Raw genomic sequence first — 15,127 nt, forward strand, 5'->3', positions numbered from 1 at the left:
CCCACTTGTACTTGGCGCCCAGCACCTCGACCGGCAATTCGGTCGAATAGGCGTAGGCCGGAATGCCGTTCTGATACAGGTACTCGGCAGCCTCCTCGACCTTGACAGCCTGTTGCTACGAAAACGATGCATGCTAAGGTTGCACAAGTGAAGTCCAGAGATTGCTGATGTACTCATACCATCTATCGAGGATATTGCTTGATTCCGCTGCAATGAAAGTCCCGCCGCCGCACCGCCGGTTCTTGCGGACCATTGTCCGACTGCAGTACCTGGTTCTTGTTCTTTCGGCACAATTGCTGATCGTGGGTGCACTGGGAGGCTCTGCCCAAGCGGAGGAGCCGCCGCCCCAAAAGATCCTTTCAGCGTGTCGTGTGCCGCCACAAGCGGCGCTTGGGGAGATTCGGAAACCGTCACCCGAATTCAGGCAAGGCTACCCCTTCATCCTGGCTGCAACCCGATTCAAATTCACGGGCGCCTACGATCAGGCCATTGAGCAGATCGACCAAGCCATCAACATCGATCCGGCAAACCCGCGCTTCTATTCCGAGCGGGCCGCCGTTCGTGCAGCCAACCACCAGCTAGGCGAAGCCATGGCGGATGTCGATCGTGCAATCAGCCTCGATCCCAGTTCCTCCGTCGCAATTTTGCAACGAGCGGGCCTCTATGTGGCGATGAGCGAATTTGGCCGCGCCATCGAGGACATCGACGAGGCCATCAAGCTCTACCCGAGCAACGCCAGCGGCTATCTTCTCCGCGGTTCCGTCCACCTCGCCACACGCGAGTACGACCGAGCCATCGAGGATATGGATCAGTCGATCAAACTGGACCCACTTTGCCCGGCCGGTTTCTCCGCCAGGGGTCATGCTCACGATCTGAAGGGCCAACGCGATCTCGCCACCGCTGACTTCGATCGGGCGATTGAACTCGATCCAAACCCCGGGAATGGTTTCGCTTTCATGCGTCGGGCCTATTCCTACCAGGGAAAGCGCGATTATGACCATGCCATCCAGGATCTTGGCCAAACGTTGAAACTCGAGCCCAGAAATGCCTTTGCACTAAACAGCCGCTGCTTCATCCGTGCAATCGCAGGTGCTTTCGACAGCGCCCTCGCGGATTGCAATGAAGCGCTGCAGATACGGCCTCGCGATATCCGCATTCTCGATAGTCGCGCCTTCACCTATCTCAAGAAGGGCGCGCTTGACGACGCCCTTGCCGACTATGACGTGATACTTCGCGTCGACCCAAGATATGCCGTCTCACTGTACGGACGCGCTATCGTCAGGAGGCAGAAGGGGGGACATCGCGGGCAGCGAGGCCGATATCGCGGCAGCAATAGCGATCCGGCCGAATGTGGCAGACGACATGGCGCGATACGGCATCAGATAGGCGTTGCCAGCGGCGACAGCCGCGATTTGATTCTCACGACCATATCTCACGACCATAGCGCCGCTCCGGCGAACCGGAGCGGCGCGTTGATCAACTCAGAGCAGGCCCGCGCCGCGCGCCCACTTGTACTTGGCGCCCAGCACCTCGACCGGCAATTCGGTCGAATAGGCGTAGGCCGGAATGCCGTTCTGATACAGGTACTCGGCAGCCTCCTCGACCTCGACGTCGCCGGCGAGCGAGGCGACGATCGGCTTGACGAAGCCCTTGGCCTCCATCTCCTTCTTCACCTCGACCATGTTGCGCGCGAACACCATCGGCGGCGTCACGATGGTGTGCCAGTAGCCGAGGATCAGCGCGTGGATGCGCTCGTCCGACAGGCCGAGCTTCACGGTGTTGACGTAGGTGATCGGCGGCTCGCCGCCGGTGATATCCACAGGATTTCCTGCTGCGCCGAACGGCGGGATGAACTTGCGGAACGCCGCATCGAGATCCGGCGGCATCTGCATCAGCGACAGGCCGTTGTCGACGACGGAGTCGGAGAGCAGCACGCCGGAGCCGCCGGCGCCGGTGATGATCAGCACGTTCTCGCCCTTCGGCGTCGGCAGCACCGGCACGCCGCGGGCGAACTCGAGCAGCTGCCGGAGCGAGCGCGCGCGGATCACGCCGGACTGCTTGAACACGTCCTCGTAGATCTTGTCGTTGCCGGCGAGCGCGCCGGTGTGCGACGACGCCGCCTTCGCACCCGCAGAGGTGCGGCCGGCCTTGAGCACGACCACCGGCTTCTTCTTGGAGACGCGCTTGGCGGCCTCCGCGAAGGCACGGCCGTCCTTGAGGTCCTCGCAGTGCTGCGCGATCAGGTTGGTGTTGGGATCCTGCTCGAAGAAAGCGAGCAGATCGTCCTCGTCGATGTCGGACTTGTTGCCGAGGCCGACGATCGCCGACACGCCCATCTTGGCCGAGCGCGAGAAGCCGATGATCGCCATGCCGATGCCGCCCGACTGCGACGACAGCGCGGCGTGGCCCTTGACGTCATAGGCGGTGCAGAACGTCGCGCAGAGATTGGCCGGCGTATAGTAGAAGCCGTAGATGTTCGGCCCCATCAGGCGGATGTTGTACTTCTTGCCGACCTCGACGATCTCGGCCTGCAATTCCGGCGCGCCGGCTTCGGCAAAGCCCGAGGGAATCAGCACCGCGCCCGGGATTTTCTTCTCGCCGCATTCGGCGAGCGCGCCGGCGACGAATTTCGCGGGGATCGCGAACACCGCCGTGTCGATCACGCCGGGCACGTCCTTGACGCTCTTGTAGGCCTTGTAGCCGAGAATCTCGTCCGCCTTCGGGTGGATCGGATAGATCTCGCCCTTGTAGCCGCCGTTGATGAGGTTCTTCATCACCGAGTTGCCGATCTTGCCGTCCTCGGCGGAGGCGCCGATCACGGCAACGCCCTTCGGCTGCATGATGCGGCTCATCGCGGCGACGATCTCTTCGGTCGGACGCGGCGCCGGGCGCGGCTTGTAGTTGAAGTCGACGACGATGCGGACGTCGGCCGCGATCGCGTTCTTGCTGGTGGCGAACACCGGGTTGAGGTCGAGCTCGACGATCTCCGGGAAGTCGCTGACCAGCTGCGACACCTTGACGATGACGTCGGCGAGCGCCTCGCGATTGACCGCCTCGCCGCCGCGCACGCCCTTCAGCATCTCATGGGCCTGGATGCCGTCGAGCATCGACAGCGCATCTTCCTTGGTCGCGGGCGCGAGGCGGAAGGTGATGTCCTTGAGGATTTCGACCAGCACGCCACCGAGGCCGAAGGCTACCAGCTTGCCGAACGAGCCGTCGGTGATCGAACCGACGATCACCTCGGTGCCGCCGCCCAGCATCTGCTGGACCTGGATGCCCTCGATCTTGGCATCGGCCTTGTACTTCCTGGCGTTGGCGAGAATGGTCTCGTAGCTCTTCTCGGCGTCCGCGGCGCTCTTGACGCCGACCACCACGCCGCCGGCCTCGGTCTTATGCAGGATATCGGGCGAGACGATCTTCATCACGACCGGGAAGCCCATGTCGGAGGCGATCCGGGCGGCCTCGGCCGCCGACTTGGCAACGCCTTCCTTTGGCACCGGAATGCCGTAGGCGTCGCAAACCACCTTGCCTTCGGGCGCGGTGAGGCTCGTTCGCTTGTCGGCCCTGACCGCATCGAGAATTTTGCGGACCGCATCCTTAGAATTTGACATCGGCTTCCTCCTGGGACAAATTTCGTGGCATTTGGTATGCCAAAAACGCAATTGTCAAGGTCGGTCGACGATCAAAAAGTCCGAAAAATAAGGGCAGCTTGACATTCTGGTATTTGGCATGCCAAAAATCTAGGGTAATTTCTTCTGCTAAGAAGACGTCTCCAAGAGGAGGAGACGAGTCGTGCCAGAACCGAAACAGACCAAGGCGTCGCCCACCATGGCTGACACAGATATTGCCATCGTCCGGATCGCGCCGGAGACGAGCTTCAAGAACAAGGCCTATGAAGCCTTGAAGGAAGCGATCCTGAAGATGGACATCTACGCGACGCCGGAGCCCGTGATGCTCGACGAGCGCGCGCTGTCCGAGCGCCTCGGCGTCAGCCGCACGCCGATCCGCGAAGCGATCGCAATGCTCGAGCAGGACGGCTTCGTGAAGACCGTGCCGCGCCGCGGCATCGTCGTGGTCCGCCGCACCAAGGCGGAGATCGTCGACATGATCCGCGCCTGGGCGGCGCTGGAGAGCATGGCGGCGCGCCTGATCACGACCACCGCGCGCAAGAAGGACATCTCGTCGCTGCGCGACTTCTTCAAGGACTTCAGCGACGACCGCCTGCCGCAGGATCACATCGAGGAATATTCCAGGGCCAACATCGCCTTCCACCAGGCCCTGATCTCTTTGTCGGAATCGCCTGTGCTGGTCGATCTGACCAATGACCTGCTGCTGCACGTGCGCGGCTATCGCCAGCTCACGATCGGCCGCAAGGACCGCACCGCAACCTCGCTGCCCGAGCATCTCGGGATCATCGAGGCGCTGGAAGCGCGCGACACCGAGCTCGCCGAGAAGCGCGCGCGCGATCACACGCTCGGCCTTGCCGCCTATGTCGAGGCGCACGGCCAAGAGTTGTTCAGGTAGAGAGCTGTTCACGCAAGTTTGAGAATCCACACACGCTTCAGACGACAATCAGATCGTCCGAACAAAGAACGATCAGGGAGACGATGCCGATGCTGAATACCGCTACGAAGTCCGAGGCACCGGGCACCGAGCAGGAACTTACCGATGGCTTCCACCTCGTCATCGATGCGCTCAAGCTCAACGGCATCGACACCGTCTATGGTGTGCCGGGTATCCCGATCACGGACCTGGGCCGCATGGCCCAGGCGGCGGGCATTCGCGTGCTCTCGTTCCGCCACGAGCAGAATGCCGGCTATGCGGCCTCGATCGCCGGCTTCCTGACCAAGCGTCCCGGCGTCTGCCTGACGGTCTCGGCGCCCGGCTTCCTCAACGGCCTCACCGCGCTGGCGCACGCCACCACCAACTGCTTCCCGATGATCCTGATCTCCGGCTCGTCCGAGCGAGAGATCGTCGACCTGCAGCAGGGCGACTATGAGGAGATGGACCAGCTCGCGATCGCCAAGCCGCTCTGCAAGGCGGCGTTCCGCGTGCTGCACGCCCAGGACATCGGCATCGGCCTTGCGCGCGCGATCCGCGCCGCGGTGTCGGGCCGTCCGGGCGGCGTCTATCTCGACCTGCCGGCAAAGCTGTTCTCGCAGGTGATGAACGCCGATGCCGGCCAGAAGTCGCTGGTCAAGGTGATCGACGCGGCGCCCGAGCAGATCCCCTCCCCGTCTTCGGTCAAGCGCGCGCTGGATGTCCTCAAGAGCGCAAAGCGTCCGCTCATCATCCTCGGCAAGGGCGCGGCCTACGCGCAGGCCGACGAGGCGATCAAGAATTTCGTCGAGAAGAGCGGCGTGCCGTTCCTGCCGATGAGCATGGCCAAGGGCCTGCTGCCCGATCTGCATCCGCAATGCGCGGGCGCTGCACGCTCGACCGTGCTGAAGGAAGCCGACGTCGTGATGCTGATCGGCGCCCGCCTCAACTGGCTGCTCTCGCACGGCAAGGGCAAGACCTGGGGCGAAGCCCCGAAGAAATTCATCCAGGTCGACATCGAGCCGAAGGAAATGGATTCCAACGTCGAGATCGTCGCCCCCGTGGTCGGCGATATCGGCTCCTGCGTGTCCGCGTTCCTCGATGCGATGGGCGCGAACTGGTCGGCCGCGCCGAGCGATTGGCTCGCGACCGTCGCGAAGAAGCGTGACGACAACGTCGCCAAGATGGCGCCGAAGCTGATGAGCAACGCTTCGCCGATGGATTATCACGGTGCGCTCGGCGCGCTGCGCGCGATCATCGCGGAACGCCCCGACACCATCTTCGTCAACGAGGGCGCCAACACGCTCGACCTCGCCCGCGGCGTCGTCGACATGCACAAGCCGCGCAAGCGGCTCGACGTCGGCACCTGGGGCGTGATGGGCATCGGCATGGGCTATTCGATCGCAGCTGCGGTCGAGACCGGCCTGCCCGTGCTCGCGGTCGAAGGCGACAGCGCGTTCGGCTTTTCGGGCATGGAGGTCGAGACCATCTGCCGCTACAAGCTGCCGATCTGCGTCGTGATCTTCAACAATGACGGCATCTATCGCGGCACCGACGTCAACAGCGCCGGCGACGATCCGGCGACCACCGTGTTCGTCAAGGGCTCGCGTTACGACAAGATGATGGAAGCCTTCGGCGGCGTCGGCGTCAACGCCACCTCGCCCGACGAGCTGAAGCGCGCGGTCAATGCGGCGCTGGATAGTGGCAGGCCGACCCTGATCAACGCGGTGATCGATCCGGCGGCGGGCTCGGAGAGCGGGCGCATCGGCAACCTCAATCCGCAGAGCGTTTTGAAGAAGAAGTAACCCCCAAACCCACATCACTCCCTGCGGGTGCAGGGGCAGACAGAGTACGGAGCAATAGATATGACCAAGGCGCTCAAGGGCGTTCGCATTCTCGATTTCACCCACGTCCAGTCGGGTCCGACCTGCACGCAATTGCTGGCCTGGTTCGGCGCCGACGTGATCAAGGTCGAGCGTCCCGGCGTCGGCGACATCACGCGTGGCCAGCTGCAGGACATCCCGAACGTGGACAGCCTGTATTTCACCATGCTGAATCACAACAAGCGCTCGATCACGCTCGACACCAAGAACCCGAAGGGCAAGGAAGTGTTGACCGCGCTGATCAAGCAGTGCGACGTGCTGGTCGAGAATTTCGGGCCCGGCGTGCTCGATCGCATGGGCTTCCCCTGGGAGAAGATCCACGCCATTAACCCGAAGATGATCGTCGCCTCGATCAAGGGCTTCGGCCCCGGCCCGTATGAGGATTGCAAGGTCTACGAGAACGTCGCGCAGTGCACCGGCGGCGCCGCCTCGACCACCGGCTTCCGCGACGGCCTGCCGCTCGTCACCGGCGCGCAGATCGGCGACTCGGGCACCGGTCTCCACCTCGCGCTCGGCATCGTCACCGCGCTCTACCAGCGCACCCATTCCGGCCAGGGCCAGCGCGTCACGGCGGCGATGCAGGACGGCGTGCTCAACCTCGCCCGCGTCAAGCTGCGCGACCAGCAGCGCCTCGCCCACGGCCCGCTGAAGGAATACAGCCAGTTCGGCGAAGGCATTCCGTTCGGTGATGCCGTGCCGCGCGCCGGCAACGATTCCGGCGGCGGCCAGCCGGGCCGCATCCTGAAGTGCAAGGGCTGGGAGACCGACCCGAACGCCTACATCTACTTCATCACCCAGGCGCCGGTCTGGGAGAAGATCTGCGACGTGATCGGCGAGCCGACCTGGAAGACCGACCCGAACTACGCCAAGCCGCCGGCCCGCCTGCCGCGCCTCAACGAGATCTTCGCCCGCATCGAGCAGTGGACGATGACCAAGACCAAGTTCGAGGCGATGGAGATCCTCAACAAGGACGACATCCCCTGCGGCCCGATCCTGTCGATGAAGGAGATCGCGGAAGACCAGTCGCTGCGCGCGACCGGCACCGTGGTCGAGGTCGATCACCCGACCCGCGGCAAGTACATCTCGGTCGGCAACCCGATCAAGCTGTCGGATTCGCCGAGCGAAGTCGCCCGTTCGCCGCTGCTCGGCGAGCACACCGACGAGATCCTGCGCGAGGTGCTCGGCTTCTCAGATCACCAGGTCGCCGAGATCCACGACTCCGGCGCGCTCGATCCGCCAAGGAAGCAGGCCGCCGAGTAACCCGCACGCTCGAGCAACACGCCAAAATGGCCGCGGGCAACCGCGGCCATTTTTGTTTGCTTGAAATCACGGAATGCGTTGGTCCGCCAACGGTCATCTTCGACCGATCCAGCCGGATTTGCCTGCCGGTTCATGTCCACTCCGCTCCGAGCATGACCATGGCGCAGTGTCGCCGCGAACCGACGCGATGCGCGATCAGAAGCGGAATATTCGCCACCGTTCGGCGTCAGCCCGAATTTATTTCGTTATCGGCGCTGCGGATCGTACTGCGCTCTGATAGTCACCAAGGAGTTTGGCGTCTTCGATTGATCCGTGATGATGCATCTGGCGCCAGCGACCATTCATCAGTTGAAAAATTCGGCTGGTGCGGATGTTCAGATTTTTTACGACATCACCATCATGGTAGGTGCCGCGCTCCCGCCCCACGGCCCAAAAGACGTCGCCCGCGCGATGTATCGTATAGTCCCAAAATTCAACGTGAACGTCCGCCGAACTCTTGAAGACTCCCTGGTACATCAAGTGCGGCTGATCTGCTCCTCGCCGGATCCCTCCGAGAGGATTGTCTATTGCGACCTCATCGGAATCAGCAAAGTTCTCGTCGATCATCTTCAGATCGCGAGTGTTGAACCCGCGGTAAAATTGGGCCAGGGCCTGTTGAGGCTGGCTTAGGTCACCGAGATCTTCGTTACCTGTGATGGGATCTTGTATCGGTTTTTGCCCCTCGGCGAGAGGCGTCGAAATCAAAGCACAATTGGCAGCCAATCCGAATATCGCCGAGATGAGCAGGCTCCTTTGGTGCAGCGTTGTCGACATGGTCCGTCTCCTCGTACTGCTATCGATATCTCCATTTCGATCGATCTCGTCCCAGCGCGTCATCACCTTTTGCCCTGGCGAGTTGGTCGTGATGACCCAACAGTTCCTGCCATGCGCGATCACTGAGTGCGGTCAGCCGCAAATCCGGCGCCAGTTGCAGGAGCCTGCGGGCGAGAACCCCTGACATGGCGTTTATTCCAGCCAGGCGTTGGAGACGTCGATCACCCCGCTAAAGAGTTTCGGCAGGCCTTTCAGCCTGCTGGCTGAGATGGCGTAATACGTATTCTGAAAAGTCCAGAACCAGATCGCTTGCTTGTTGATCATGCGGCCGACCGCGCAATAGTCCTCAGTGCGACTGTCCAACTCGGCCGTGGATCTGGCGTGCTCGAGCAAGCGGTCCAATTCGGGATCGGAATAATTGGCGAGCGCGACCGGACTGCCGGTGTGGAAATTGGCATACATCTGCGGACTGGGATCGGGGAAATCGACGATGCGCCAGGGCGTCAGCTGGAATTGGCGCATGAAGGCGCGCGGCGGGATAGTCGCCTGATCGACCTGCTCGATCTCCATGTTGGCGCCGACCTGCTTCCAAAACTGCTGCAGCACCTGGCCGACGGCACGACCGCGCGGCGTGGCCGTAGCCAGCATCTTGAATTCGACCGGCTTGCCGTAGTCTCTGAGCAGCGCCTTCGCCTTTTCGACGTCGTAAGGCAGCGCACCGTCGTCCTTGCATTTGACCCAGGAGCCGTCGCCGTAAGGATTCGTGGCTGGCCTACTCAGACCATTGGTGATGGCTTGTGACATCTTCTTGCGGTCCAGCGCCATGACCAGCGCCTGCCGCACGCGCACGTCGTCAAACGGCGCGAGCTTGGTGTTGAAGGCATAGACCTGTGCACCCGATCCGGAATAGGTATGCGTGGTCAGCCTCGGATCTTTCTGCGCCCTCAGAATATTGTCACCGTCGTATTCATCATCCCAGATGATATCGACTTCTCCCGATTGGACGCTGGCAAAGCGCGACTGCGCGTCGGGCAAGGGTTTCAGGATGATGCGATCGAGGTAGGGATGGCCCTTGTTCCAGTAGTTGGGATTTTTCTCCAGCACGATCCGGTCGCCCGCGCTCCATGACTTCGGAATATATGGCCCGGTGCCGACGGGATTGCGATTGTAGTCGTCGCCCTTGTTCTTCCAGGCGGTCGGCGAATGAACGACATTGGTCGGACTTGGAAAGCTGAGATTGGCCGGCAGGGTTACCGTTGGATCGTTGAGATTGTAAACCAGCGTCAGTTCGTCTGGGGCCTGCACGTCATGGATGAAGGATATGTAGAATGCGCACCGGCATTTGTTCGCGGGATCCTTCCAGCGATCGAAACTCTCTTTCGCCGCCTGCGCGTTGAACGGCGTGCCGTCATGGAAAATGACGCCCGGGCGCAGCTTGAAGGTCCAGGTCTTGTAGTCGTCGGAATGGGTCCACGATAGCGCGAGTTTCGGTTGCGGGGCACCCTTGTCGTCGAGGAAGGTTAGCGTGTCGAAGATCAATGCGGCTGCGGATTGCGCGGATGTATCGTAGACGCCAACCTTCAGCGGATCGAAGCCAGGAATATCCAGCTCCTGGCCGACGGTTATGCTGCCGCCCAGCTTTTGTGCTTCGGCCGTTGCCGGCGCCACCAACAAGCTCGCTCCGGCGGCGAGCACGGTCCGCAGAATTGAATATGAAAAAAATCGCTTCTTCACGGTAGTCCTCCTCGGGGAGCGACGACCTCTAAGCGCGCTGCCTCTGCTCCTCTTGCGGCTCGCGCCTGCCTGAGTGCAAAAGGACTCCGAAAAAGAGCGGGTCCGAAGGAAAATTGGATTAAAAAATAGGTCGCCTGAGAGGCGACTCCGTCTTTGTCCCACCAAGCCAAAATGCCATTAGGGCGAAAAAAGCTACCTCAATCTCAGGACAAAGTCACTCGTTCGGTGGTGGTGTGCCTGCTATTTGGAGGTAGGAGCGCGACATAACGCAAGGCATTGGCCCGGTAGCCCGCGCCTACTCGAGATGATCGAGTTGGGTCTCAGGCAGACTTGCGAGCAGCTGAGAACGCGCGACTTCGTCGAAGCACCGCAGCGCGTCAACGAGATCTTCGCCCGCATCGAACAGTGGACGATGACCAAGACCAGTCGCTGGGCGCAACCGGCACCGTGGTCGAGGTCGATCACCCGACCCGCGGCAAGTACATCTCGGTCGGCAACCCGATCGAGCTGTCGGATTCGCCGAGCGAAGTCGCCCGCTCTCCGCTGCTCGGCGAGCACACCGACGAGATCCTGCGCGAAGTGCTCGGCTTCTCAGATCACCAGGTCGCCGAGATCCACGATTCCGGCGCCCTCGACCCACCGCACATGCAGGTCGCCGAATAAAGGCCGCGCTCAATCAACCCGCCAAATGGCCGCGGGCAACCGCAGCCATTTTGTTTGCATGACGGAAACGCCGCGCGGGCCTGACATCCGATTTCGCCGTTGGCTGCGGAGATCAATGAAATCGACGCCCACGTCCGCCAGGGGCCAGGAGCAGCGATCGAAGACTCCGCGATCTATCGTCCCGCTTCGGGTTGGAACATTCGCAACAGCGTCCGTGTTCTAAGGACGTTGAGCGAGGAAACCATTGCGAGCGCGAAGGGCGATGACCAATCTTTTCAAGCTACCGACCTGGGCCGACAAAAGGCATATCCACGCCGTTGTCGAGACCCCTCGCGGGAGTTGCTGCAAATTAGAGTTCGATTGCAAGCTGCGTGCATTCATACTCTCAAAGCCCTTGATGACCGGACTAGCCTATCCCTACGACTGGGGGTTTATTCCTTCGACGAAGGCCGATGACGGAGACCCGCTGGATGTGCTGATGATCCACGATGCCGCAACGTATCCCGGCACGGTGCTTCGCTGTAAGCCCATCGGTATTCTCGAAGTCGTGCAGGTAACCGGGCGCAAGAGGAAGAGAAACGATCGGATTTTCGCGGTCCCGGGACGCTCGCCGTTTGCTGGTAACCTGCCGGACATCCGCAGCCTTCCAGCGAGAGCCATTGACGAATTGGAGAAGTTCTTCTCCGCGACAGATGCACTCAAGAAGAAAGAGCTCGAGTTTCTCGGGTGGTACGGGCCAGGTCGTGCGATGAAGGCGATCAATCGATCTCGTTGTTAAGCATTTCAACACCCGTACGATGACACTCGCAGGTACGGAAGCTGCCGTTGAGGGGGCACAATCAACCGACGCGACAGCCGGCCGATGGACGGCGCTGGCGCGTCGCAGCAATTGATACCTCTCATCAACGTCCGATCACTGTGCTACCCTTCACTGTCCCGCTTTCGTGGGACAGATATTTTGAATCCATTTTCAGGAGGGGAATGCCATGCGAACTTATGTATTGGCCGTATTGATCGTCACCCCTGTGCCTTCAGCGTTTGCAAGCGAACTACCGAAGGAGGGCAACTACGACTACACCGCGTGCTGGTCCGGCACGAACAACGTGATCACCTTCTCCAAGACGCACACTGCGGCCAGTTACGAAATGACGGGGGCTATCCGAAGCACCACTCCGGGCGGTATGTTTGACAAGCACACCTTCCGCTGCGTTGGGATGAATGCTTCGCTCGACGGCAAGAACACCGGATCCACGGTGTGCGAGGCCATTGATGCAGATGGTGACAAGCGCTTGTCATCGTTTACTCTCGGGAGCGACGGCAAGGTCACTCGCGAGAATGTCGTCGGCACTGGAAAATACGAAGGCATGGTTGCAAGCGGCACGGTCCAGCCGCTCGGACCTTTTCCGGTCATCAAGCCCGGAACATTTCAGGACTGCAATCACCAAACCGGCACCTATAAGCTGAAATAGCATACAGGCCGCGGAATGCCGCCGCTTGAACGGCGGCATTTCGTCTGGAGCCATGGCGCCTGGATTGCCCTCTGCGAAGCGAAAGCTCGTGTGACTCGTGCCCCTTCAAAAAGAACGAAATCGCCGGCATCGCCGCACAGACGATAGAGATGCTTCCCCAAATCACCGCGAGAACAGCACCAACGCTCTGACCGGCCCGGCGTAAGATAGCCGTGGAAACGAAGGGTGGGGCACCATGACTGTTCGTTCGGGTCTGTTGGAGGCGATTGGCAACACGCCCTTGATCAAGCTGCGCGGGCCATCGGAAGCCACCGGCTGCGACATCTACGGCAAGGCCGAATTCCTCAATCCGGGCGGCTCGATCAAGGATCGGGCGGCACTGGCGATCATCAACGACGCCGAGCAGCGCGGCCTGCTCAAGCCGGGCGACACCATCGTCGAAGGCACGGCCGGCAATGTCGGCATCGGCATTGCGCTCGTGGCCAATGCGCGCGGCTATCGTTCCGTGATCGTGATGCCCGACACGCAAAGTCAGGAGAAGCAGGACCTGCTGCGGCTCTACGGCGCCGATCTGCGCCTGATACCAGCGGTGCCCTATTCCCACCCGAGCCACTATGCGCGCTATTCCGCGCGCCTCGCCGCGGAGCTGGAAGCATTTTGGGCGAACCAGTTCGACAACGTCGCCAACAGCGATGGCCACTATCGCACGACCGGCCGCGAGATCTGGCAGCAGACGGACGGCAAGATCGACGGCTTCACCTGTGCCGTCGGCAGCGGCGGGACCCTGGGCGGCGTTGCACGCGCCCTCAAGGAACGCAATCCGAACGTGAAGATTGCGCTCAGCGATCCAATGGGCGCCGCCCTCTACAACTGGTTCACCAAGGGCAAGCTGACGACGGAGGGCGACTCGATCACGGAGGGCATCGGCCAGGTCCGCGTGACGAAGAATCTCGAAGGCGCGTCGATCGACATGGCCTACCAGATCACGGATGAGGAGGCGCTCCCCGTCCTGTTCGACCTGATCGAACATGAGGGGCTGGTGCTGGGCGGCTCGAGCGCGATCAACATCGTGGGGGGCGATGCGGCTTGCACGCGACCTCGGCCCCGGCAAGACCATCGTCACCATCCTCGCCGACGGCGGCCAGCGCTACCAGTCCAAGCTTTTCAATCCGGATTTCCTCCGCAAGAAAAACCTGCCGCTGCCGCGCTGGATGAATTGAGGCGGGCATTCTTCGTCATGAACAGCAACCTGACCTCTTATTGCAACTGACCAGCGCGCAAATCCGGCCTCATCACCGGATCGATCGGCGTAGCCAAGCCGAGGCGCGCCTCGATTGCTTCGGCCGCCTCGAGGCATAGGTCCTCGCGGAATCGCGAGCCGGTAATCAGCAGCCCGATCGGGAGTCCGGTTTCCTCGTCCCGTCCGGCCGGGACACATGCCGACGGCAGTCCTAGCAGATTTGCAGGAACCACCGGGCGCATCAGCTCCTTGGCCGTCGCGGCGCCGGTCTCCGTCGCCGTGTCAAAGCCGTGCTCGAACGGCAATTGAGTCCACGTGGGTGACAACAGCAACGGCCTTTCGGCCATAAACACCGACCAGGCCCGCGCAATCGCATGGCGCTCCATCATCAGGGCGGACCACGCCGCAGGGTCGGGCAGCACCGGCACCAGCGCGTCGAATCTATTCAGGAACCCGAGCGCATCTGCGCCCATGATCTGCGACAACGGGCCAATCATCGACCTGAGGTCGCCCAAGATGAAGCGCGCCCAGCAACTCACGGCCTCCTGGTAGCGCGGCGGGCATACCTCTTCGACCTCATAGCCGGCCTCGACCAATGCATCCGCGGCACGTCGAACCGTGGCCGCTATCGCTGGATCAGTGCTGCCTCCCGGCGGCTCGGCGATGACGGCCACGCGGGTCGGCCGGTGCGACGGTCCCTCAAACGGCGCATCGATCGACCACGGATCGCGCGCATGCGCCCCCATCAATATGCGCAGCACAAGGCGCACATCGGCGACCCGGCGCGCCATTGGACCTTGGACATTCATGAGTTGGACTGCCAGCAATTGCCCCTCGGCAGGGCCACAATCCGCATCCGGCACGCGGCCAAGCGAAGGACGTATCGAGGCAATGCCACAGGCGTTAGCCGGATTTCGCAACGAACCGCCGATGTCATTGCCCAACCCGATCGGGCTCATACCGCTGGCGATGGCAGCTGCCTCACCTCCGCTCGATCCGCCGGCCGTACGATTGGGGTGCCATGGATTGCGGGTCAGCCCATGGAGTGAGCTGACCGTGTGCAAGCGCAACGCCATGTCGGGCAGATTGGTCCGGCCGATCGGTATTGCACCGGCGGCGCGCATCCGCTCCACGACCGGCGCGTCCATCGGAACAATTGCCTCTGCCAATGCGGGCACGCCCCATGTGGTGGGCAGACCCGCGATGTCGATGTTCTCCTTCACCGTGAAGGGCACACCGTGCAGAGGACCCACCGTCTCGCCGGCAGCAAGTCGCCGGTCAGCCAAGTCCGCCGCCGCGCGAGCCTGTTCGGCCAGGACTCGCACTACGGCGTTCAACGTCGGATTGACAGCATCGATACGGGCGAGATGGGCGTTCACCACCTCTGCGGAGCTTAGCTGCCGCTGCGCGATGCGTTGGGCAAGTTCGGTCGCAGACAGCCGCCAGATATCGCTCATCGGGGAGCTCCCAAGTGTGGCCGCGAACTCCGTCCATAGTACGTGACGATCCCGACGAAGCAATGAGAT

At 61.9% G+C, this 15,127-nt stretch carries 9 protein-coding genes and 4 pseudogenes; 8 read left to right on the forward strand and 5 right to left on the reverse strand.

The window, feature by feature from the left end:
- Positions 1-106: pseudogene (locus AC628_RS46130) on the reverse strand (hypothetical protein); the annotation flags it as partial.
- A gap of 565 nt (positions 107-671) precedes the next feature.
- Here AC628_RS46130 and AC628_RS46135 point away from each other — a divergent pair.
- A pseudogene (locus tag AC628_RS46135) lies at positions 672-875 on the forward strand (tetratricopeptide repeat protein); the annotation flags it as partial.
- A gap of 606 nt (positions 876-1,481) precedes the next feature.
- Here the strand turns inward: AC628_RS46135 and AC628_RS14330 are convergent.
- Positions 1,482-3,611 (reverse strand): acetate--CoA ligase family protein, encoded by a 2,130-nt coding sequence (locus tag AC628_RS14330; protein WP_074127454.1) that lies wholly within the window; start codon positions 3,609-3,611, stop codon positions 1,482-1,484.
- 217 nt (positions 3,612-3,828) lie between these two features.
- Here AC628_RS14330 and AC628_RS14335 point away from each other — a divergent pair, with 217 nt between their 5' ends.
- The 3 genes from AC628_RS14335 (at position 3,829) to frc (ending at position 7,682) form a co-directional block, all read left to right on the forward strand.
- Positions 3,829-4,524 carry a GntR family transcriptional regulator gene (locus AC628_RS14335; protein WP_074127455.1) on the forward strand — a complete coding sequence of 232 codons (696 nt, stop codon included), beginning with the start codon at positions 3,829-3,831 and terminating at the stop codon, positions 4,522-4,524.
- An 89-nt stretch (positions 4,525-4,613) separates the two neighbouring features.
- Positions 4,614-6,344 (forward strand): oxalyl-CoA decarboxylase, encoded by a 1,731-nt coding sequence (gene oxc, locus AC628_RS14340; protein ID WP_074127488.1) that lies wholly within the window; start codon positions 4,614-4,616, stop codon positions 6,342-6,344.
- Positions 6,345-6,404: 60 nt separating this feature from the next.
- Positions 6,405-7,682 (forward strand): formyl-CoA transferase, encoded by a 1,278-nt coding sequence (gene frc, locus AC628_RS14345; protein ID WP_050630319.1) that lies wholly within the window; start codon positions 6,405-6,407, stop codon positions 7,680-7,682.
- 237 nt (positions 7,683-7,919) lie between these two features.
- Here frc and AC628_RS14350 read toward each other — a convergent pair whose 3' ends face one another.
- Positions 7,920-8,495: a YybH family protein gene (locus AC628_RS14350; RefSeq protein WP_083632900.1), complete on the reverse strand. Its 576-nt coding sequence runs from the start codon at positions 8,493-8,495 to the stop codon at positions 7,920-7,922.
- A 192-nt stretch (positions 8,496-8,687) separates the two neighbouring features.
- Entirely contained in the window at positions 8,688-10,229 is a 1,542-nt protein-coding gene (locus AC628_RS14360; protein WP_083632903.1) for an ABC transporter substrate-binding protein, read from the reverse strand.
- Positions 10,230-10,602: 373 nt separating this feature from the next.
- Here AC628_RS14360 and AC628_RS14365 point away from each other — a divergent pair.
- From AC628_RS14365 to AC628_RS14380, 4 genes and pseudogenes are all read left to right on the forward strand, one after another.
- Positions 10,603-10,892, forward strand: a pseudogene (locus AC628_RS14365) (formyl-CoA transferase); the annotation flags it as partial.
- A gap of 262 nt (positions 10,893-11,154) precedes the next feature.
- Positions 11,155-11,670, forward strand: a complete 516-nt coding sequence (locus AC628_RS14370) for an inorganic diphosphatase (protein ID WP_074127458.1) — start codon at positions 11,155-11,157, stop codon at positions 11,668-11,670.
- A 208-nt stretch (positions 11,671-11,878) separates the two neighbouring features.
- A complete protein-coding gene (locus AC628_RS42885) occupies positions 11,879-12,361 on the forward strand; it encodes a hypothetical protein (RefSeq protein WP_143201601.1) in 483 nt (160 codons plus the stop codon).
- A gap of 235 nt (positions 12,362-12,596) precedes the next feature.
- Positions 12,597-13,581: pseudogene (locus AC628_RS14380) on the forward strand (cysteine synthase A).
- A 37-nt stretch (positions 13,582-13,618) separates the two neighbouring features.
- Here AC628_RS14380 and AC628_RS14385 read toward each other — a convergent pair.
- Positions 13,619-15,058, reverse strand: coding sequence for an amidase (locus AC628_RS14385; RefSeq protein ID WP_074127460.1), 1,440 nt, complete (start codon positions 15,056-15,058; stop codon positions 13,619-13,621).
- Positions 15,059-15,127 lie beyond the last annotated feature (69 nt).

It is taken from the genome of Bradyrhizobium sp. NAS96.2, assembly GCF_001908235.1.
Taxonomy (GTDB): Bacteria; Pseudomonadota; Alphaproteobacteria; order Rhizobiales; family Xanthobacteraceae; genus Bradyrhizobium.